Annotated in this window: 16 protein-coding genes; 2 read left to right on the top strand and 14 right to left on the bottom strand. The window is 68.4% G+C overall.

Features of this window, described 5'->3' with window-relative positions:
* Positions 1–46: 46 nt before the first annotated feature.
* The 10 genes from tpiA to coaE form a co-directional block, all read right to left on the bottom strand.
* Positions 47–835, bottom strand: coding sequence for a triose-phosphate isomerase (gene tpiA, locus ACFTQE_RS16175; RefSeq protein ID WP_375833242.1), 789 nt, complete (start codon positions 833–835; stop codon positions 47–49).
* Positions 826–2,040: a phosphoglycerate kinase gene (locus ACFTQE_RS16170; protein WP_376926032.1), complete on the bottom strand. Its 1,215-nt coding sequence runs from the start codon at positions 2,038–2,040 to the stop codon at positions 826–828. Before ACFTQE_RS16170 ends, tpiA begins: the two co-directional genes overlap by 10 nt.
* An 11-nt stretch (positions 2,041–2,051) precedes the next feature.
* Complete coding sequence (gene gap / locus ACFTQE_RS16165; protein WP_376926031.1) at positions 2,052–3,056, bottom strand: type I glyceraldehyde-3-phosphate dehydrogenase; 1,005 nt, start codon at positions 3,054–3,056, stop codon at positions 2,052–2,054.
* Between the two features lie 98 nt (positions 3,057–3,154).
* The gene (locus tag ACFTQE_RS16160; RefSeq protein WP_376926030.1) at positions 3,155–3,781 is read right to left on the bottom strand and encodes a superoxide dismutase; all 627 of its coding nucleotides are present in this window, start codon (positions 3,779–3,781) and stop codon (positions 3,155–3,157) included.
* A 192-nt stretch (positions 3,782–3,973) separates the two neighbouring features.
* On the bottom strand, positions 3,974–4,954 hold the full coding sequence (gene whiA / locus ACFTQE_RS16155; RefSeq protein ID WP_375836622.1) for a DNA-binding protein WhiA: 981 nt from the start codon (positions 4,952–4,954) through the stop codon (positions 3,974–3,976).
* Positions 4,955–4,993: 39 nt separating this feature from the next.
* A complete protein-coding gene (gene rapZ, locus ACFTQE_RS16150) occupies positions 4,994–5,869 on the bottom strand; it encodes an RNase adapter RapZ (RefSeq protein WP_376926029.1) in 876 nt (291 codons plus the stop codon).
* 37 nt (positions 5,870–5,906) lie between these two features.
* Entirely contained in the window at positions 5,907–7,877 is a 1,971-nt protein-coding gene (gene uvrC / locus ACFTQE_RS16145) for an excinuclease ABC subunit UvrC (RefSeq protein ID WP_376926033.1), read from the bottom strand.
* A 16-nt stretch (positions 7,878–7,893) separates the two neighbouring features.
* A complete protein-coding gene (uvrA, locus tag ACFTQE_RS16140) occupies positions 7,894–10,785 on the bottom strand; it encodes an excinuclease ABC subunit UvrA (RefSeq protein WP_376926028.1) in 2,892 nt (963 codons plus the stop codon).
* Positions 10,786–10,868: 83 nt separating this feature from the next.
* On the bottom strand, positions 10,869–12,935 hold the full coding sequence (gene uvrB, locus ACFTQE_RS16135; RefSeq protein WP_375833259.1) for an excinuclease ABC subunit UvrB: 2,067 nt from the start codon (positions 12,933–12,935) through the stop codon (positions 10,869–10,871).
* Positions 12,936–13,003: 68 nt separating this feature from the next.
* Positions 13,004–13,618 (bottom strand): dephospho-CoA kinase, encoded by a 615-nt coding sequence (gene coaE, locus ACFTQE_RS16130; RefSeq protein ID WP_376926027.1) that lies wholly within the window; start codon positions 13,616–13,618, stop codon positions 13,004–13,006.
* A gap of 49 nt (positions 13,619–13,667) precedes the next feature.
* Between coaE and ACFTQE_RS16125 the strand changes: the two genes are divergently transcribed.
* Positions 13,668–14,270, top strand: a complete 603-nt coding sequence (locus ACFTQE_RS16125; RefSeq protein WP_376926026.1) for a DUF4126 domain-containing protein — start codon at positions 13,668–13,670, stop codon at positions 14,268–14,270.
* A 70-nt stretch (positions 14,271–14,340) separates the two neighbouring features.
* On the opposite strand, the gene rpsA is transcribed toward ACFTQE_RS16125, so the two are convergent.
* From rpsA to polA, 4 genes are all read right to left on the bottom strand, one after another.
* Positions 14,341–15,792, bottom strand: coding sequence for a 30S ribosomal protein S1 (gene rpsA, locus ACFTQE_RS16120; RefSeq protein WP_074258955.1), 1,452 nt, complete (start codon positions 15,790–15,792; stop codon positions 14,341–14,343).
* 145 nt (positions 15,793–15,937) lie between these two features.
* Positions 15,938–16,936, bottom strand: a complete 999-nt coding sequence (locus tag ACFTQE_RS16115; RefSeq protein WP_376926025.1) for an epimerase — start codon at positions 16,934–16,936, stop codon at positions 15,938–15,940.
* Between the two features lie 40 nt (positions 16,937–16,976).
* Positions 16,977–18,650: a DUF885 domain-containing protein gene (locus ACFTQE_RS16110; protein WP_376926024.1), complete on the bottom strand. Its 1,674-nt coding sequence runs from the start codon at positions 18,648–18,650 to the stop codon at positions 16,977–16,979.
* Positions 18,651–18,706: 56 nt separating this feature from the next.
* Positions 18,707–21,409, bottom strand: a complete 2,703-nt coding sequence (gene polA / locus ACFTQE_RS16105) for a DNA polymerase I (RefSeq protein WP_376926023.1) — start codon at positions 21,407–21,409, stop codon at positions 18,707–18,709.
* Positions 21,410–21,466: 57 nt separating this feature from the next.
* Between polA and ACFTQE_RS16100 the strand changes: the two genes are divergently transcribed.
* On the top strand, positions 21,467–21,929 hold a 463-nt coding region (locus ACFTQE_RS16100; protein ID WP_376926022.1), incomplete at its 3' end, for a hotdog fold thioesterase.

Raw genomic sequence — 21,929 nt, 5'->3', positions numbered from 1 at the left:
AAGCATGGCCGTACCCGGGAGCGCACGCGCTCCCGGGTACGGGAATTCAGGCTCCGACGTGCTTCTTGAACCGCACGATGCTCGCGAATTCGGGGATGTCGAGGCTCGCGCCGCCGACGAGGGCCCCATCGACGTTCGGCTCGCGCAGGAACGAGGCGATGTTCGCGGCCTTCACCGAACCGCCGTACAGCACGCGGGTCGACTGGGCGACCTCTTCGCCGACGAGTTCGACGAGGAGTGCCCGCAGCGCCGCAGCGACCTGCTCGGCCTGAGCAGGCGTGGCCGCCTGTCCGGAGCCGATCGCCCAGACGGGCTCGTACGCGACGACGAGGCCCTTCGAGCCGTCGACGCCGTCGAGGGCTGCGCGCAGCTGCGCGACCGGCACGGCGCTCGGCCCGTGGGCCTCGAGGTCCTCCGCGGTCTCGCCCACGCAGACGACCGGCACGAGGCCGTGACGGTGCGCGGCCTTGACCTTGGCATTGACCTCGGCGTCGGACTCCGCGTGCAGCGTGCGCCGCTCGGAGTGGCCGATGATCACGTAGCGGCAGTCGAGCTGCTTGAGGAACGCTCCGGAGATCTCACCGGTGTAGGCACCGGAGTCGTGCGCCGACAGATCCTGCGCTCCGTAGCCGATGGGCAGGGAGTCGGCCGCCACGAGCGTCTGCACCGAACGCAGGTCGGTGAACGGCGGGAAGACCGCGACCTCCGCGTCGGCGAAGTCGTGCTTCGCATCGGCGAGGGCCCATGCGAGCTTCTGCACGAATGCGATCGACTGCAGGTGATCGAGGTTCATCTTCCAGTTGCCTGCGATGAACGGGGTGCGCTTCACTGCCATCCGAGGACCTCCAGTCCGGGGAGTTTCTTACCTTCGAGGAACTCGAGGCTCGCGCCTCCGCCGGTCGAGATGTGACCGAACTGAGCGTCATCGAAGCCGAGTTGACGTACTGCGGCGGCTGAATCGCCGCCGCCCACGACGCTGAGGCCGTCGACCTGGGTCAGCGCTGCCGCGACCACGCGGGTGCCCGCCGCGAACGGCGCGAGCTCGAACACGCCCATCGGGCCGTTCCAGAACACCGTCTTCGAGCCGCGGATGCGGTTCGCGAACTCGGCGGCGGTGTCGGGACCGATGTCGAGTCCGAGGCCGGCAGCGCCGAACGGCGTCTGCTCGATCGCATCGGCGGGCGCGACGACGTGCTCGGCGTCACCCGAGAACGAGGCGGCCACGACGACATCCGTCGGCAGCACGATGTCGACGCCGCGCAAGGCCGCCTCTGCGAGGTAGCCCTTCACGGTATCGATCTGGTCGGCTTCGAGGAGGCTCGACCCGACCTTGTGCCCCTGGGCGGCGAGGAAGGTGAACAGCATGCCGCCACCGATGAGCAATGCATCGACCCGCGGCAGCAGGTGCGCGATGACGCCGAGCTTGTCGGAGACCTTCGAGCCGCCGAGCACGACGGTGTAGGGGCGCTCGGGGTTCTCCGTGAGACGGTCGAGCACATCGAGCTCAGCGGCGATGAGCAGGCCGGCAGCGCTCGGACGGAGCGCTTCGAGCTCGTAGACGCTCGCCTGCTTGCGGTGCACGACGCCGAAGCCGTCGGAGACGACCGCATCGGCGAACGCTGCGAGCTCGCCGGCGAAGGCGGTGCGCTCGGCTTCGTTCTTCGAGGTCTCCCCCGGGTTGAACCGGAGGTTCTCGAGCACGAGCACCTCGCCGTCGGCGAGGGCAGCGACCTTGGCCTCGGCATCGGGGCCGACCGTGTCGACCGCGAAGCCGACCGGTGCGTCGAGCAGCTCGCCGAGGCGGGTCGCGACGGGCCCGAGGCTGTACTGGGGGTCGGGTGCGCCGTCGGGGCGACCGAGGTGGGAGACCACGATCACGCGGGCGCCCTGGGCGACGAGTGCCGCCAGGGTGGGGACCGATGCCCGCACGCGGCCGTCGTCCGTGATGACCCCGTCCCGGAGGGGGACGTTCAGGTCACAACGGACGACGACGCGCTTGCCGGCGAGCGGACCGAGGGAATCGATCGTTCGCAGGGTCACAGGGGCTCGATTCAGAGACGTTCGGCGACGTACTCGGTCAGGTCGACGAGACGGTTGGAGTAGCCCCACTCGTTGTCGTACCAGCTCGAGAGCTTGACCTGGTCGCCGAGGACCCGGAGCAGGCCGGCGTCGAAGATCGACGAGTGCGGGTCGGAGACGATGTCGCTCGAGACGATCTCGTCTTCGGTGTACTTGAGGATGCCCTTCATGGGGCCCTCTGCAGCGGCCTTGTAGGCGGCCTTGACCTCGTCGACCGTCACGGGGCGCGACGAGGTGACGGTCAGGTCGGTGATCGAGCCGGTGGGAACCGGAACGCGCAGCGCGAAGCCGTCGAGCTTGCCGACGAGCTCGGGCAGCACGAGGCCGATCGCCTTGGCGGCACCCGTCGACGTCGGAACGATGTTGATCGCGGCGGCACGCGCACGACGGAGGTCCTTGTGGGGGCCGTCCTGGAGGTTCTGGTCGGCGGTGTACGCGTGCACCGTCGTCATGAGGCCGCGCTCGATGCCGAAGGCGTCGTTGAAGACCTTCGCGAGGGGTGCCAGGCAGTTGGTCGTGCACGACGCGTTCGAGATGATGTTGTGTCGCTCGGGGTCGTACTCGTGCTCGTTGACGCCCATGACGAACGTCGCATCCTCATCGGTCGCGGGAGCCGAGATCAGGACCTTCTTCGCTCCGGCCTCGATGTGCTTGCGCGCGTCGGCGGCCTTGGTGAAGAAGCCGGTCGACTCGATGACGATGTCGACGCCGAGCTCGCCCCACGGCAGGTTCGCGGGGTCGCGCTCGGAGAACGCCTTGATGGCCTTGCCGTTGACGATGATGTTGTTCTCGTCGTAGTCGACCGTCGCGTCCAGGCGACCCGTGATGGAGTCGTACTTCAGGAGGTGAGCGAGCGTCTTGTTGTCGGTGAGGTCGTTCACGGCGACGATCTCGAGGTCGGCGCCCTGAGCGAGGGCGGCACGGAGGTAGTTGCGGCCGATACGGCCGAAGCCGTTGATGCCGATCTTTACAGACACAGATGTCTCCTGATTGACGATGGCGCGAACGCGCACTTTCACTGGGTGAACTGGTCGGACGGCGGTGTCCCCGGACGGGCCCGGGGACACCATCCTTTTTACGACAGTAGCAGCAGCCCTGAGGTCTTCTCACCAGCGGTCGTGAGGCGCTTCTGGACGTTCTCCCAGTTCGCGATGCCCCAGAACGCCTTGACGTAGTCGGCGCGCACGTTCTTGTAGTCGAGGTAGTACGCGTGCTCCCAGACGTCGAGCATCAGGAGCGGCACGATGCCTGCGGGGAGGTTGCCCTGCTGGTCGAAGAACTGCACGATGATCAGGCGTTCTCCGAGAGAGTCCCATGCGAGCACCGCCCAGCCCGACCCCTGCACGCCGAGCGCCGTCGCGGTGAAGTGCGCCTGGAACTTGTCGAACGACCCGAACTGGTCGTCGATCGCCGCGGCGAGCTCACCGGTCGGCTTGTCGCCGCCCTCGGGCGAGAGGTTGGTCCAGAAGATCGAGTGGTTGACGTGGCCGCCGAGATTGAAGGCGAGGTCCTTCTCGAGCTTGTTGACGTTCGCGAGATTGCCCGAGTCCCGAGCCTCTGCGAGCTGGGCGAGCGCGGTGTTGGCGCCCGTCACGTACGCCTGGTGGTGCTTCGAGTGGTGCAGCTCCATGATCGTGCCGCTGATCGCCGGCTCGAGCGCCGAGTAGTCGTAGGGCAGATCGGGGAGGGTGTAGTCGGCCATTGCTTCTCCTTGTCAGATGCGCCGGGTCCTCCGGGCGTATCCCCGGGGTTCCGCGGCTGCTCCTCGAGTCTATGCCCGTCGCCGCATCGGCACCCCTGACCGGCGGCGGGCTTGACACCGTATGACGGATGCCCCGATCATCTGCGCGGCGATGGTGCATGCTCCGGGCGGCACGGCCGCCGGAGCATCCGCTCAGACCTCGTCGAGATCGGCGGGAAGGCTCGCCTCGGTGCCCGGCACGCCGAGGTCGGCGGCCTTCTTGTCGGCCATCGCGAGAAGACGGCGGATGCGCCCCGCGACCGCGTCCTTCGTCATGGGCGGGTCTGCGTAGTGGCCGAGCTCGTCGAGGCTCGCCTCGCGGTGGGCGAGTCGCAGCTCGCCCGCGTACTTCAGGTGGTCGGGGATCCCCTCGCCGAGGAGCTCCATCGCGCGCTCGACCCGGGCGCATGCCGCGACGGCGGCTTGCGCGGATCGTCGCAGGTTCGCGTCGTCGAAGTTGACGAGGCGGTTGGCCGTCGCGCGCACCTCGCGGCGCTGACGCAGCTCCTCCCAGTTGCGCACCGTCTCGGTGGCGCCCATGACCGCGAGCATCGCGCTGATCGCCTCGCCGTCGCGGATGACGACGCGGTGGACGCCGCGGACCTCTCGCGCCTTCGCCGAGATGCCGAGTCGACCGGCGGCGCCGACGAGGGCCATGGCGGTCTCGTTGCCGGGGCAGGTGACCTCGAGCGCAGCCGAACGACCGGGGTCCGTCAGGCTGCCCTTCGCGAGGAACGCGCCGCGCCAGATGGCCGCGACCTCATCGCGCGAGCCGGTGGTGAGCTTATTCGGCAGGCCGCGCACCGGGCGCCGGCGCGCGTCGAGCAGGCCGGTCTGGCGGGCGAGCGTCTCGCCGCCCTCGAGCACCCGCACGAGGTACTGGTTCGAACGACGCATGCCGGTCGGCGAGATCACCGAGACGTCGGGACGCACGCCGTAGATCTCGCCGAGGTCGCGCGTCACCCGACGCACGAGCGTCGGCGAGTCGAGCTCCGCCTCGATCGCGATGCGGTTGGAGATGATGTGCAGGCCCCCGGCGAACCGGAGGATCGACGCGAGCTCGGCGACCCTGACCCCGGTCTTCGACACTTCGACGCGCGCCAGTTCTTCTTTCACGTCAGCGGTCAGTGCCACTTGTCGTCCCATCTCTCATATGTGTTGCAGGGCCGGCGATCACTCGCGGCCCAGGTCCCGATCTTTCACGCTCACGGCGACGCCGGGCAGCACGGCGATTCGCTTCGCGAGCTCGCGCACCATGGCGACCGAGCGGTGCTTGCCGCCGGTGCATCCGATCGCGATCGTCGCGTGCCGCTTGTTCTCGCGCTGGTAGCCGGCGAGCACGGGTTCGAGGGCCTTCGCGTACGCCTCGACGAACTCCATGGCGCCGGGCTGGCTCAGCACGTACTCCGAGACGACGGCGTCGTCGCCCGTGAGGTGGCGGAGCTCGGGGATCCAGAACGGATTCGGGAGGAAGCGCGCGTCGGCGACGAGATCAGCGTCGGACGGCACGCCGTACTTGAAGCCGAAGCTCTGCATCGTGACGCGGAGACCCGCGTGGCCTGCCTCGGCGAAGGTCTCGGTGATGAGGGTCGCGAGCTGGTGGATGTTCAGGTCGGAGGTGTCGACGACGATGTCGCTCGCCTCGCGAAGCTCCGCCAGGCGGGCGCGTTCCGCACCGATGCCGTCGAGCAGCGTGCCGTTGCCCTGCAGCGGGTGCGGGCGGCGGACCGACTCGAACCGGCGCACGAGCACGGCGTCGGTGGCATCGAGGAAGACGACGCGCACGCTGACACCGGTTCGCAGCGCCTGGATGATCTCGCGGAGCTCGGAGAAGAAGTCACGGCCGCGGATGTCGACGATCGCCGCGATGCGCGGGAGCGACGTGCCGGCCCGCTCGACGAGTTCGACGAGGGGGCGCAGCATCTGCGGAGGGAGGTTGTCGACGACGTACCAGCCGAGGTCTTCGAGCGCGTTGCCGACCGTCGAACGTCCTGCACCGGACATGCCGGTGACGATCAGCATCTCCTGCTGCTCGGAATCTGCGGTCATCGTGTCGAGGCCCCCTTCCGCGTGTCGACACCCAAGCCTATCTGGGTGCGGGGGCGCCATCGGCGTGCAGCGTGCGGTGCACGGTCGCCGCGAGCGATGGGCCGATGCCCTTCACCTCGGCGATGTCGGTCTCGGATGCCGCGCGCAGCTGCTTCACCGACCCGAAGTGGCGCAGCAGCTCCTTCACGCGCGACGGTCCGAGCCCGGGAATCTCGGAGAGCACACTGCCCATGTCGCGCTTGCGGCGTGCCCGCTGGTGCGTGATCGCGAAGCGATGCGCCTCGTCGCGCACCCGCTGGAAGAGGAAGAGCGCGTCGCTGTTGCGCGGCAGGATGACGGGATAGTCGCCGTCGGGCGTCCAGATCTCCTCGAGTCGCTTCGCGATGCCGCAGAGGTAGATGCCCTCGACACCCGATTCCTGGAGCGCACGCGCCGCCGCCGCGACCTGCGGCTGCCCGCCGTCGACGATCAGCAGGTTGGGACGATAGGCGAACTTCTTCCGGCGTTCGGATGCCGCGGCATCCGTTTCGCCGTCGGGCACATCCGCGCCGTCGGAGCTCGAGATCGCTGCATCCGTCATGGTCGCGGTCGCCGGCTCCAGGGGCGAGCCGATCGAATCGGGGGCCTTCAGGTAGGCGAGGCGACGCGTGAGCACCTGGTGGAGCGAATCAGTGTCGTCGGTCGAGTGCGGGATGGTGAACCGGCGGTACTCGTCTTTGCGAGGAAGGCCGTCTTCGAAGACCACCATCGAGGCGACGATGTTCGTGCCGCTGAGGTGGGAGACGTCGTAGCACTCGATGCGGAGCGGCGCATCGGCCATGCCGAGCGCCTCCTGGATGTCTTCGAGTGCCCGCGAGCGCGTCGTGAAGTCGGCGCTGCGCCGCGTCTTGTAGAGCATGAGCGTCTGCTTGGCGTTCTGCGTCGCGGTCGCGAGCAGTGCCGCCTTGTCGCCGCGCTGCGCCGCCCGCAGTCGCACCTTGCGACCCGCGATCGTGCCGAGCCAGGTCTCGAGCGCCTCGGCGTCGTCGGGAAGCTCGGGCACCACGACCTCGGCCGCGGGGACTCCCCCGTCGCCGTAGGCGTTCTGCACGACCGAGTCGACGAGGTCGCCGAGCGGCACGTCGAGCTCCTTGTCGACGGTCCACGAACGCACGCCGCGAATGCGACCGCCCCGCACGATGAAGAGCTGCACCGCGGCGGCGAGCTCGTCGTGGTCGATGCCGAAGACGTCGATGTCGACCTTCTCGCCGAGCACCACAGCACTCTTCTCGAAGAACGAGGTGGCGGCCTGAAGGCGATCTCGGAGTCGCGCGGCGGATTCGTAGTCCTGCACGGCCGCGGCCGAGCGCATGCGCTGCGTGAGCTCGCCGAGGATGCGCCGGTCTTGGTTCTGCATGAACGAGACGAAGCGGTCGACGCTCTCGCGGTGCTCCTCGACGGTCACGAGGCCCGAGCAGGGCCCGAAGCATCGCCCGATCTGTCCGGCGAAGCACGGCTTGCCGCTGGCCATCGCCCGCCGGTAGTCGGAGTCCTTGCAGGTGCGGATCGGGAAGAGCTTGAGCAGGATCTCGAGGGTCTCGTTGACCGCCCACACCTTGGGGTAGGGCCCGAAGTACTTGGCACCGCGGATGTTGCGGTTGCGGGTGACGACGGCGCGCGGCGCCTCATCGGCCAGCGTGACCGCGAGGTACGGATACGACTTGTCGTCCTTGAACTGCACGTTGAACGGCGGGTCGAACTCGTTGATCCACGTGAACTCGAGCTGCAGCGCCTCGACCTCGTTGGCGACGACCGTCCACTCGACCGACGCCGCCGTCGTCACCATGCGGCGGGTGCGCTCGTGCAGGGTGCGGAGCGGCGCGAAGTAGTTCGAGAGCCGGGCCCGGAGATTCTTCGCCTTGCCGACGTAGAGCACCCGTCGATCGGCGTCGCGGAACCGGTAGACCCCGGGGCTGGTGGGGATCTCGCCCTTCTTCGGGCGGTACGGGACGCCCTCGGTGCCCGGCAGCACTGTGCTCACCGCCTCAGCTGGCGACCGCGGCTCGCACCGACGCCGCGTCGAGGATCTCGCGCAGGAAGTAGCCGGTGTGGCTGTCGGGCACCGCGGCGACCTGTTCTGGCGTGCCGGTGGCCACGATCTGGCCACCGGCGGAGCCGCCCTCGGGGCCGAGGTCGATGATCCAGTCGGCCGACTTGATGACGTCGAGGCTGTGTTCGATCACGATCACGGTGTTGCCCTTGTCGACGAGCTTGCCGAGCACCTTCAGGAGTTTCTGCACGTCTTCGAAGTGGAGCCCGGTGGTGGGCTCGTCGAGCACGTAGACGCTGCGGCCGTTGGAGCGACGCTGCAGCTCGGTCGCGAGCTTCACGCGCTGCGCCTCGCCGCCCGAGAGCGTCGTGGCGCTCTGGCCGAGCTGCACGTAGCCGAGCCCGACGTCGACGAGGGTCTTCAGGTAGCGGTGGATCGCGGAGATCGGTTCGAAGAACTCGGCCGCCTCGCTGATCGGCATCTCGAGCACCTCGGCGATGTTCTTGCCCTTGTAGTGCACCTGCAGGGTCTCGCGGTTGTAGCGCTGGCCGCCGCAGACCTCGCACGCGACGTACACGTCGGGCAGGAAGTTCATCTCGATCTTGATGGTGCCGTCGCCCGAGCACGCCTCGCAGCGCCCGCCCTTGACGTTGAAGCTGAATCGGCCCGGCAGGTAGCCGCGCGCCTTCGCCTCGGTCGTCTCGGAGAACAGCGTGCGGATGCGATCGAAGACGCCGGTGTACGTTGCGGGGTTCGACCGCGGCGTGCGGCCGATCGGCGCCTGGTCGACGTGCACGACCTTGTCGAGCTGGTCGAGGCCCGTCACCCTGCGGTGCTTGCCGGGCACCTTGCGTGCCCCGTTCAAGCGATTGGCGAGCACCCGGTAGAGGATGTCGTTGACGAGCGACGACTTGCCCGAGCCGCTCACTCCGGTGACGGCGGTCAGCACGCCGAGCGGGAACTCGACGTCGACGCCGCGCAGGTTGTTGGCCTCGGCGCCCTGCACCATGATCGTTCGCTCGCCGTCGATCGCTCGACGCTGCTCGGGGATCGGGATCTCTTTACGACCCGACAGGTAGTCGCCCGTGAGGGAGCGCGTGTTCTTCACGAGGTCGGCGTAGCTGCCCGAGTGCACGACCGTGCCGCCGTTGACGCCGGCACCCGGGCCGATGTCGACGATCCAGTCGGCGGTGCGGATCGTGTCTTCGTCGTGCTCGACGACGATCAGCGTGTTGCCGAGGTCGCGGAGCGCGATGAGCGTGTCGATGAGGCGACGGTTGTCGCGCTGGTGCAGGCCGATGCTCGGCTCGTCGAGCACGTAGAGCACGCCGGTCAGGCCCGAGCCGATCTGCGTCGCGAGCCGGATGCGCTGCGCCTCACCACCCGAGAGGGTGGCCGCTGCCCGAGAGAGGTCGAGGTAGCTGAGCCCGACGCGGATGAGGAAGTCGAGTCGCAGCTTGATCTCACGGAGCACCTGCGCGGCGATCGCCTGCTCGCGATCGGTCAGGGCGAGCCGGTCCATGAACGAACGCGCATCGGTGAGGCTGAGCAGTCCGACGTCGGCGATGCTGTGGTCGTGGATGAGCACTGAGAGCACTTCGGGCTTCAGGCGCTTGCCGTCGCAGACCGGGCACGGCACCTCGCGGAGGTACTCGGACCACCGGGCGCGCTGCACGTCGGTCTCGGCCTGCAGGTACTGGCGCTCGATGTACGGCACGACGCCCTCGAAGCCCGAGGTGTAGCTCATCTCGCGGCCGTAGCGGTTGCGCCACTTGACCTTGACCTCGAAGTTGTCGCCGCGGAGCACCGCCTGGCGGGCGACCTCGTCGAGCTCCTCCCAGGGCGTGTCGAGCGAGAAGTCGAGGTCGCGCGCGAGCCCGCCCAGCAGCTTCTCGTAGTAGTTGTAGAGGCTCTTGCCCTGCGAGGTCCACGGCAGGATGACGCCGTCGGCGATGCTGAGGCTCTGGTCGCCGAGCAGGAGCGCGTCGTCGACGGACATGCGGGTGCCGAGGCCGGAGCACTCGGGACACGCGCCGAAGGGCGCGTTGAACGAGAACGTGCGCGGCTCGATCTCGGTGAGCTGGATGGGGTGCTGGTTCGGGCACGAGAGCTTCTCGGAGAAGGTGACCCAGGCGGCGGGGCCGGTCTCGTCGACGTAGTTGACCTGCACGAGCCCGTCGGTGAGGCGCAGGGCGGTCTCGAGGGAGTCGGTGAGCCGGCCGAGCAGCTCGGGCCCCGCGACGAGACGGTCGATGACGACCGAGATGTCGTGCTTGATCTGCTTCTTGAGCTTCGGCGGGTCGTCGAGGCGGATCACGTCGCCGTCGACGACGGCGCGCGAGTAGCCCTGTGCGGCGAGATCGCGGAAGAGGTCGACGAATTCGCCCTTCTTCTTCGACACCACGGGGCTGACGACCTGATAGCGGGTGCCCTCGGGCAGCTCCATGAGCTGATCGGCGATCTGCTGCACCGTCTGCCGCTGGATGCGCTCACCGCACACCGGGCAGTGCGGCACGCCGATGCGGGCCCAGAGGAGGCGCATGTAGTCGTAGATCTCGGTGATCGTGCCGACGGTCGAGCGCGGGTTGCGGTTGGTCGACTTCTGGTCGATGGAGACCGCGGGGCTGAGGCCCTCGATGAAGTCGACGTCGGGGCGGTCGACCTGCCCGAGGAACTGGCGCGCATAGGCCGAGAGCGACTCGACGTACCGCCGCTGCCCCTCTGCGAAGATCGTGTCGAACGCGAGCGACGACTTGCCGGAACCCGAGAGCCCCGTGAAGACCACCATCGCATCGCGCGGGATCTCGACATCGACGTTCTGCAGGTTGTGCACGCGAGCACCGCGGACACTCAGGTGCGAATGGGCATCGAGACGTGAAACTGGCACCCTTCGAGTTTAGAGAGCACCACCGACACGGATGCCTCGAGCGCGCGTGCTCTGAGCGAACATACGTTCGAATCGCGCGCCGATCACCCCAGGTGTCCGGCCTTCTCCATCTGGCGGAGCTCGCGCTTGAGGTCGGAGACCTCGTCGCGCAGGCGTGCCGCCAGCTCGAACTTCAACTCCCCCGCCGCGACCAGCATCTGGTCGTTGAGGTCGCGGATGATGTCCTCGAGATCGTTGGCGCCCGCAGCCGCGATGCCCTCTCGCCGGAGGTTCGGCACCGAGGTCTTCTTCTTCGCGTCGCGACCGGCGAGGAGCGCCGCAGTGTCGGCCTCTTCTCTCGCGAGCACATCGGTGATGTCGGCGATGCGCTTGCGGAGCGGCTGCGGATCGATGCCGTTCACCTTGTTGTACTCGAGCTGCATGTCGCGTCGACGCGTCGTCTCGTCGATGGCCGACTTCATCGAGTCGGTGAGCACGTCGGCGTACATGTGCACCTCGCCCGAGACGTTTCGAGCGGCACGACCGATCGTCTGGATGAGCGAGGTCGACGAGCGGAGGAAGCCCTCCTTGTCGGCGTCGAGGATCGCGACGAGCGAGACCTCGGGCAGGTCGAGGCCCTCTCGCAGGAGGTTAATGCCGACGAGCACGTCGTAGACACCGGCTCGGAGCTCGGTGAGCAGCTCGACGCGGCGCAGCGTGTCGACGTCGGAGTGGAGGTAGCGCACCCGCACGCCGGCCTCGGTGAGGAAGTCGGTGAGCTCTTCGGCCATCTTCTTCGTGAGCGTCGTCACGAGCACTCGTTCGTCGCGGCCCGCGCGGGTGCGGATCTCTTCGAGCAGGTCGTCGATCTGGCCCTTCGAGGGCTTCACCACGATCTGCGGATCGACGAGACCCGTCGGGCGGATGATCTGCTGCACGACGCCGTCGGCGATGCCCATCTCGTAGCGCCCGGGCGTCGCCGAGAGGTAGACCGTCTGCCCGACGCGCGCCTTGAACTCGTCCCACTTGAGCGGCCGGTTGTCGAGTGCGCTCGGGAGGCGGAACCCGTGCTCGACGAGGGTCCGCTTGCGCGACGAGTCGCCCTCGTACATCGCACCGATCTGCGGCACCGTGACGTGGGACTCGTCGATGACGACGAGGAAATCGTCGGCGAAGTAGTCGAGGAGGCAGTGCGGCGCCTCACCGGCCTGACGGCCGTCGATGTGACGGGAGTAGTTCTCGATGCCCGAGCAGAAGCCGATCTGCTCCATCATCTCGAGGTCGAACGTGGTGCGCATGCGCAGTCGCTGCGCCTCGAGCAGCTTGCCCTCGCGCTCGAGCTCCGCGAGTCGCTCCTCGAGTTCGATGCGGATGGTGCCGATCGCGCGCTGCATCACCTCGGTGCTCGCGACGTAGTGCGATCCCGGGAACACCGGGACGGAGTCGAGCTTGGCGACGACCTGGCCGGTCAGCGGGTGCAGGCTGTAGAGCGCTTCGATCTCGTCGCCGAACATCTCGATGCGGATCGCGAGCTCCTCGTAGATCGGGATGATCTCGATCGTGTCGCCGCGCACGCGGAAGTTGCCGCGCGAGAAGTCGACGTCGTTGCGCTGGTACTGCATCGAGACGAACTTGCGGATGAGCCAGTCGCGATCGACCTTCTGGCCGACCTGCAGCGGCATCATTGCGCCGAGGTACTCTTCGGGCGTGCCGAGGCCGTAGATGCACGAGACCGACGACACGACCACGACGTCGCGCCGGCTCAGCAGCGAGTTCGTCGTCGAGTGGCGCAGTCGCTCGACCTCGGCGTTGATCGAGCTGTCTTTCTCGATGAAGGTGTCGGTCTGCGGAACGTACGCCTCGGGCTGGTAGTAGTCGTAGTACGAGACGAAGTACTCGACGGCATTGTTCGGCAGGAGCTCGCGGAACTCGTTGGCGAGCTGCGCCGCGAGCGTCTTGTTGTGCGCGAGCACGAGCGTCGGTCGCTGCACCTGCTCGATGAGCCAGGCGGTCGTCGCGGACTTGCCGGTGCCGGTCGCGCCGAGCAGCACGACATCGGTCTCACCGGCGTTGATGCGTGCCGCGAGCTCGGCGATCGCCGCCGGCTGATCGCCGCTCGGCGTGTATTCGCTGATGACCTCGAACGGCCGAACTGAACGTGTGGCCTGCATGCTTCCCAGTCTAGGAGCGCCCGCCGACACTCCTCCTGTGAGCGGGCTGTCAGCCCGCGGAGGCTCGGTCAGGCGCGAGCGCGTCGCTCTTCGACGATGCGGTGCCAGAGGTCGTCGGTCTGGCTCATGGTGTGCGCCAGCGAGCCATCCGTGTCGATCACGACGTCGGCGATCGCGAGGCGAGCCGTGTTGTCGACCTGGGCGTCGACGCGGGCCTCGGCCTGGCCCTGGTCGAGCCCGCGGTGTTCGACGAGGCGCTCGACCTGCGCGCGTCGGGGCGCATTGGTCACGACGATCAGGTCGAACGGGTGGTCGACGGATGCCTCGACGAGCAGCGGAACGTCGTAGACCACGACGGCATCGGGGTCCTCGGCCTCTGCCTTCGCGATCAGGCGGCCCGAGAGCTCGCGCACCGCCGGGTGCACGATCGCGTTGAGCTTCGCGAGCTGCTCCGCATCGCCGAACACGCGCTCACCGAGCTTCGCACGGTCGAGCGTTCCGTCGCGGTGCAGCACGTCGGAACCGAACTCCTCGACGATCGCCGCGAGTGCGGGCGTTCCCGGCTCCACGACACGCCGTGCGAGCTGGTCGGCGTCGATGTGCACGGCGCCGTGTTCGTAGAGTCGACGCGCGACCGTGGACTTGCCTGAGGCGATGCCGCCCGTGAGACCGATCAGATACACGCTCTCACTCTAATCGTGCGACACTCGACGCGACGGCCAGGAGGCGAAGATGCTCGAACTGCTGACGGGAACCGGACTCGCGCTCGCGGCCGGCCTGAACGCCTGGATCCCCCTGGTGGTGATCGGCGCACTCGACCGGTTCACCGGGCTCATCGAGCTGCCGCCGCAATGGGCGTGGCTGTCGAACGAGTGGGTGCTCCTCTTCCTCGTCGTGCTCCTCATCGTCGAGTTCGTCGCCGACAAGGTGCCGGGCCTCGACTCGATGAACGACCTCGTGCAGACGATCGTGCGGCCCACGGCCGGCGGCCTCGCCTTCGGATCGGGCGTGAGCGCGACGACCGTGGCCGTCACCGACCCCGAGGCGTTCTTCACCTCGCAGCAGTGGGTGCCGATCGCGATCGGCGTGGGACTCGCCCTGCTCGTGCATCTCGCGAAGGCGATGGCACGGCCCGTGGTCAATACCGCCACCGCCGGTGTCGGTGCTCCGATCGCGAGCGCCGCCGAGGATGCCGGCGCCTTCGCGCTCGCCTTCGCCGCGATCATAGCCCCCGTGCTCGTCGTGCTCGGCGTCGTGCTGATCGCAGCGCTCGTGGTCATCGCCGTGCGCCGGCGACGGGCGCGGAGCGCGCGACATCCGTCGACCGCGCCCTGAAACGCCGGAAGGCCGGCCCCCGAGGGGACCGGCCTTCCGTCTCGCGTCCGCGACTTGTCGCGGGAGCGAACTAGTTGTTGCTCGAGAGCTTCTCGCGCAGCGCCGCGAGCGACGCGTCGTCGGCGAGGGTGCCCGCGCCGGCCGAGTCGCTCGAGTACGAAGCACCGGCCGAGGCGAACGAGTCGTCGGCCACAGCAGCAGCGTTCGCCGCGGCGACCTGCTTCTTGTGAGCCTCCCAGCGAGCCTGGGCTGCAGCGTAGTCCTGCTCCCACTTCTCGCGCTGGGCCTCGAAGCCCTCGCGCCACTCGTTGGTCTCGGGGTCGAAGCCCTCGGGGTACTTGTAGTTGCCCTGCTCGTCGTACTCGGTGAGCATGCCGTAGAGCGCCGGGTCGAACTCGGTGCCCTCGGGGTCGACGCCCTCGTTCGCCTGCTTCAGCGAGAGCGAGATGCGGCGACGCTCGAGGTCGATGTCGATGACCTTGACGAAGACCTCTTCGCCGACCGACACGACCTGCTCTGCGAGCTCGACGTGCTTGCCGGACAGCTCGGAGATGTGGACGAGGCCCTCGATGCCGTCTGCGACGCGAACGAACGCACCGAACGGAACGAGCTTCGTGACCTTACCCGGGGCGACCTGACCGATCGCGTGGGTACGGGCGAAGACCTGCCACGGGTCCTCCTGCGTCGCCTTGAGCGACAGCGAGACGCGCTCGCGGTCGAGCTCGACGGAGAGCACCTCGACGGTGACTTCCTGACCGACCTCGACGACCTCGCTGGCGTGCTCGATGTGCTTCCACGAGAGCTCGGAGACGTGGACGAGACCGTCGACGCCACCGAGGTCGACGAACGCACCGAAGTTGACGATCGACGAGATGACACCCTTGCGGATCTGTCCCGGGTGGAGGTTCGCGAGGAACGTCGAACGCGACTCGGACTGCGTCTGCTCGAGGAGCGCGCGGCGCGAGAGCACGACGTTGTTGCGGTTCTTGTCGAGCTCGAGGATCTTCGCCTCGATCTCCTGGCCGAGGTACGGCGTGAGGTCGCGCACGCGGCGGAGCTCGATGAGCGACGCCGGGAGGAAGCCACGAAGACCGATGTCGACGATCAGGCCGCCCTTGACGACCTCGATGACCGAACCGGTCACGACGCCATCGGCTTCCTTGATCTTCTCCACGTCGCCCCATGCGCGCTCGTACTGAGCGCGCTTCTTCGACAGGATGAGACGGCCTTCTTTGTCTTCCTTCTGAAGGACGAGCGCCTCGACGGTGTCGCCGACGCCGACGACCTCGCTGGGGTCGACATCGTGCTTGATGGAAAGCTCACGCGAGGGGATGACGCCCTCGGTCTTGTAGCCGACGTCGAGGAGGACCTCGTCGCGGTCGATCTTCACGACGGTACCCTCGATGAGGTCGCCGTCGTTGAAGAACTTCAAAGTCTTCTCGACCGCGGCGAGGAAATCGTCAGCAGATCCGATGTCGTTGATCGCGACCTGCTTGGGTGCCTTGGTCGTTGCGGTTGTCATGTAGTGAATGCTCCGTAAAGGACAAAATCGAGCCCATCGCGAGGGAGAGCGATATGTTGATTCCGCGATGGGCATGCGGACAGGGATGTCACACGAGTGACGCTCAATCCTAACGGAATCGCTCCCTCGTTGGCAAACGGCGGGGTCACTCCCCCGCGGACGGTGTCGCGACGGCTTCGTCACGCGCCGATTCGGGCTTCAGGATGCTGCGCAGCGCCGGCTCGAGGTCGGGGTACTCGAACTCGTAGCCGGCGTCGAGCAGCCGCTCGGGCACGACCCACCTGCTCTTCAGCACCAGTTCGGTCTCGGTGCGGATCACCGCGGAGGCGGGCTCGAGCACCCACCGCCATGCCGGAACGCCGAACGGCGCGCCGACGAGCCGTCGGATCGTGCGCATCAGCGTTCGGTTGTCGGTGGGATTCGGGGCGCTCACGTTGACGACGCCGTCGAGATCGGATCGCCCCGCGAGGAAGTCGATGATGCCGGCGACATCGGCGATGTGCACCCAGCTGAAGCGCTGCAGCCCGCCCTTCGCGCGGAACTCGTGGTGCGTGCCCGCAGCCCGCCGTGCGCGCGTCGCGGGCCAGCGCCCGTCGAGTTGCGGGCCGCCCAGGCCGAAGCGTGCGAGCCTGACGAGCGGCCGCATCACGCTGCCGTCGCCGAGCACGATCGCGATGCGGAGCGCGACCCGTCGCGTCGCCGGCAGGTCCCCGGAGAAGAACGCCCCCTCCCAGGCGCGTGCGACGTCGACGGAGAACCCGCTTCCGAGCTCGCCGTCGCGCTCGGTCATCGGGCGATCCTCGGCATGTCGGTAGATCGTCGCCGTCGAGGAGTTGAACCAGACGCTCGGCGGCGATGCAGCGGACTCCACTGCCGAACGCAGCGCCGCGGTCGTCTCCACCCGAGACCGCACGATCTCGGCGCGGTTGCCCTGGGTGTACCTGCAGTTCACGCTCTTCCCGGCGAGGTTCACGAGCACGTCGCATCCGTCGACGAGGGCGGCGACGGCCGCCTGGTCCTCCCACGAGGCATCGGCCGATGCGCCTCGACCGATCGTGCGGACCTCGAGGCCGGCAGCGCGATACCTCGCGACGAGGTATCCGCCGATGAAGCCGGATGCCCCGGCGATGACCACTCGCGTCATGCCGGCCTCCCCGGCCGGTGCCGCCTCGACACCGGCGCGATCAGCCGAGCAGCGCGGAGCGCAGGGTGTCGAGGCCGACGCCGCCGAGCGCGAGCGCGTTGCGGTGGAACTCCCGGATGTCGAACGACTCGCCCTCGCGGCGGGCGACCTCGTCGCGCAGCTGCTCCCAGATGCGCTGGCCGACCTTGTACGACGGCGCCTGGCCAGGCCAGCCGAGGTAGCGGTTCACCTCGAAGCGCACGAAGCCCTCGTTCATGTTGACGTTCTGCCCGAGGAACTCGAACGCGTAGTCGCCCGTCCATGCACCCTGCCCGTCGGGCCGCTGCTTGCCGAGGTGCACGCCGATGTCGAGCACGACACGGGCGGCCCGCATGCGCTGGCCGTCGAGCATGCCCAGCCGGTCGGCCGGGTCGTCGAGGTAGCCGAGGCCCTGCATGAGCCGCTCGGCGTAGAGCGCCCAGCCCTCGGCGTGGCCGGAGGTGCCGGCGAGCTGCCGCCGCCAGGTGTTCAGCTGGCCGCGATTCACGACGGCCTGGCCGATCTGCAGGTGGTGGCCGGGAACGCCCTCGTGGTAGACGGTCGTGAGTTCGCGCCAGGTGTCGAACTCGGTGACGCCCTCGGGCACCGACCACCACATACGGCCCGGGCGCGAGAAGTCGTCGCTCGGACCGGTGTAGTAGATGCCGCCCTCCTGCGTCGGTGCGATCATGCACTCGAGCGTGCGGATCTCGGCCGGGATGTCGAACTGCGTTCCCGCGAGCTCGGCGACGGCCCGGTCGCTCGTCTCCTGCATCCAGCGCTGCAGCGCCTCGGTGCCGTGGAGCTTCCGCGACGGATCGCTGTCGAGGAACGCGATCGCCTCGTGGACGGATGCCCCGGGCAGGATCTCGTTCGCGATGGACTCCTGCTCGGCGACCATGCGGGCGAGCTCCTCGATGCCCCACTCGTAGGTCTCGTCGAGGTCGACGACCGCGCCGAGGAAGTGGCGCGACTGCAGTGCGTAGATCTCGCGCCCGACACCGTCGTGCTCGCCCGCCACCGGGTGCAGCTCGGTCTCGAGGAACTCGGCGAGGCGGCCGTACGAGGAGGCGGCCTCTGCGGCACCGGTGCCGAGGCTGCTCGTGATCGACGCGGGCAGTTCGGCGTCACCCGCCTTCGCCGAGCCGGCGAACGTGCCGAAGAACCCGTCGGGCTTCGCGATGCGCCGCGCCTGTGCCGCGACCTCGCGCACCTGTCGGGCCGCAGGCACGACGCCGCGGGCGATGCCCTCGCGCAGGGTCTCGATGTAGCCGTCGATCGCACCGGGAACGGCGCCGAGACGCGTCGCGATGCGCTCCCACTCCTCGGGAGCATCGGTGGGCATGAGGTCGAAGACCTCCCGGATGTCTTGCGCCGGGCTCGCGATCACGTTGAGGTCACGCAGGTGGAGACCGGCATCGTGCCGTTCGAGCTCCAGTTCGAGTTCGCTGCCGAGGTCGGCCACGGTGATGCGATCGACGCCGTCGACCGGCGTCGCCGCACGAAGCGCGGCGAGCGCCTCTCGCGTGGCGGCGACCCCGCGCTCGTGGCCCTCGGGAGAGTAGTCGGCGAGCCGCTCGTCGAAGGTCGTGCGACCGATGTAGGTGCCGACGCCGGGGTTCAATTCGACGAGAGTGTCGACCCACCCCTCTGCGATGCGATCGACGTCGGTCGGGGTGCGCTCACTCGATGCCATGGTGCGAGCCTATGGCAGCCGACCGACGTCTCGCACCTCACGGGAGGTGCCCGTGGTCAGTGCGCCGCGTCCTCCCAGTTCGCCCCGCGGCCGATCTGCACGTCGAGCGGCACGAGCAGCTCGGCGGCACTCGCCATGCGGTCGCGCACGAGCGTCTCGAGCGCCTCGGACTCGCCGTCGGCGACCTCGAAGATGAGCTCGTCGTGCACGGTGAGCAGCATGCGGCTGGCCATGCCCTGCGCCGCGACGTCGTTCTCGATGCGGGACATCGCGATCTTGATGATGTCGGCCGCCGAGCCCTGGATCGGCGAGTTCAGCGCTGCGCGCTCGGCGTTCTCGCGGAGCACGCGGTTCGGGCTGTTGAGGTCGGGGAACGGACGACGGCGACCGAAGATCGTCTCGGTGTAGCCGTCGATCTTCGCCTGCTCGACGACCATGCGCAGGTAGTCGCGCACGGCGCCGAACCGCTCGAAGTACTCCTTCATGAGCTGCGTCGCCTCTGCGCGGTCGATGCGGAGCTGCTTCGAGAGGCCGAAGGCGCTGAGTCCGTAGGCGAGACCGTACGACATCGCCTTCACCTTCGTGCGCATGACGGGCGTGACGTCGGCGGGGTCGACCGAGAAGACGCGCGCGCCGACGAAGCGGTGCAGGTCTTCACCGGCGTTGAACGCCTCGATGAGGCCGGGGTCTCCTGACAGGTGCGCCATGATGCGCATCTCGATCTGCGAGTAGTCGGCCGTGAGCAGCTCGGTGTACTCGGGGCCGTGGCGGAAGGCCTTGCGGATGCGCCGGCCGTCTTCGGTGCGGATCGGGATGTTCTGCAGGTTCGGGTCGTTCGACGACATGCGGCCGGTGGCCGCGCCGATCTGGCCGTAGCTCGTGTGGATGCGCCCGTCGGCGGCGATCGACTTGTCGAGCGACTCGACGATCTGGCGCAGCTTCGTCGCGTCGCGGTGCTCGAGCAGGTAGCCGAGGAACGGGTGCGGGTTCGACTCCTGCAGGTCGGCCAGCGCACTCGCGTCGGTCGTGTACCCGGTCTTCGTCGCCCGCGTCTTCGGCATGCCGAGCTGGTCGAAGAGCACCTCTTGGAGCTGCTTGGGCGAACCCAGGTTGACCTCGCGCCCGATCTCGGCGAATGCGGCGTCTGCGAGACCGGCCGCACGGCCACCGAGTTCGGCCGACAGCGAGGCGAGCTCGTCGTGATCGACGGTGACGCCCCGCACCTCCATCGCCGCGAGCACCGCCACGAGCGGCATCTCGACGTCGGCGAGCAACTGCCGCGAGCTCTCGGGCAGGGCGCGCAGCACGACGGGCGCGAGCCGCAGCGAGTACCACGCGTACTCGGGGGCTCCGGCGTCGGTGCCCTCTTCGGGCATGAGCTGCGCGGGGTCGCCCTGGGGCACGGTCTCGCCGAGGTAGCGCTCGACGAGGTCGGCGAGCGTCTTCTCGGCGAGGATCGGCCGCACGAGCCATCCGGCGACGAGGGTGTCGACGACGAGCCCGTCGAAGGCGAGACCCGAGCGCATGAGCGCCTTCAGCTGCGGCTTCGCGTCGGTCATGATCTTCGGCGAATCGCTCGCGAGCCATGCCTCGAACGGCGCGTAGTCGGTGCGCCCCTGCTGCCACGGGAGGTGGACGGACTCGCTGGCCGTCGCGATGCCGGCGCCGATCACGGTGCCGTCGAGCACCTCGAGGCTGAGACCGAGACCCGCGGGCTCGGCGATGACGGCTCGTTCGATCCAGGCGGCGAGCTCTTCGTCGAGGAGTCGGCGCGGGCTCGGAGCAGATGGGGAGGCCGGTGCGTCTGCGGCCGGGGTCGCCGGCGCGGCGGATGTCGCGGGCGCGCCGTTGCCGTTGCCGTTGCCGTTGCCGGCGACGATCTTCTTCATCCGCTCGAACAGCGTGCGGAACTCGAGGCGCTCGAAGAGCGGCTGCACCGCCTCGATGTCGATCGGCTTCGCCTCGAGCTCGTCGATCGCGACGTCGAGTTCGACGTCGGTGACGAGCCGGTTGAGCCGGCGGTTGCGGATCGCGTTCTCCTTCTCGTCGCGCAGGTTCTGCCCGACGACGCCCTTGATCTCGTCGGCGTGCTCGAGGATGCCGTCGAGCGAACCGTAGAGGCCGAGCCACTTGACGGCGGTCTTCTCGCCCACCTTCGTGATGCCGATGAGGTTGTCGCTCGTCTCCCCCACCAGCGCGGCGACGTCGGGGTACTGCTCGGGGCGGATGCCGTAGCGCTCGACGACCGCGTCGGTGTCGTAGCGCTTCAGCTGCGAGACGCCCTGGGTGTTCGGGTAGAGGAGCGTGACGTCGTCGTTGACGAGCTGGATGGTGTCGCGGTCGCCCGAGACGAGGAGCACGCGATACCCCTCTTCACGCCCGCGGGCCGCGAGCGTCGCGAGGATGTCGTCGGCCTCGTAGTCCTCCTTCTCGAGGGTGCGCACGCCCATGGCCTTCAGGGCGTCCTGCAGCAGCGGCACCTGCCCCTTGAACTCGACCGGCGTCTCGCCGCGCGTGCCCTTGTACTCGGGGTACTCCCGCGTGCGGAACGACGCGCGCGAGATGTCGAAGGCGACGGCGATGTGCGTCGGCTTCTCGTTCTGCAGCAGCAGGAGCAGCATCGACAGGAAGCCGTGGATGGCGTTCGTGTGCTGACCGTCGCGGGTGGTGAAGCTGTCGACTGGGAGGGCGTAGAAGGCCCGGAAGGCCAACGAATGGCCGTCGACGACGAGGAGGGTAGGCTTTTCTGCGTCCGACACCCCCCAAGACTACAAGCGGCCGACGACACTGCCCGACGGCCCATCTCGAAGGCGAGCATGACCCAGACGAGCGATCCGATCGACTACCTCCACACCCGCGGAACGGGTGCACTGGCCGAGAAGATGGGCATCGAGTTCCTCGAGTTCTCGGTCGATCGATCCGTCGCGAGAATGCCGGTCGAGGGCAACACGCAGCCGGCGATGCTCCTGCACGGCGGCGCCTACGTGGTGCTCGGCGAATCGCTCGGCTCGATGGCCGCGAACCTCTGGGCGGGCACCGGCCGGCTGGCCGTCGGCATCGAGATCAACGCGACGCACACGCGGTCGGCGACGAGCGGATGGGTCACCGGGGTCTGCACACCGATCCATCTCGGCCGCACCCTCACGACGCACGAGATCGCCGTCACCGACGATCAGGGCCGCCGGTGCTCCACGATCCGCATCACCAACCTCATCAAGGACCGCCCCGCGGCCTGTGGCTTTAATAGAACAGCGGATGCCGCGGCGACAAGTGTTGATG

Origin of the sequence: Agromyces sp. NPDC056965 (assembly GCF_042673425.1) — a bacterium.
Taxonomy (GTDB): Bacteria; Actinomycetota; Actinomycetes; order Actinomycetales; family Microbacteriaceae; genus Agromyces.
This window is presented reverse-complemented; position numbering and strand designations above follow the sequence as displayed.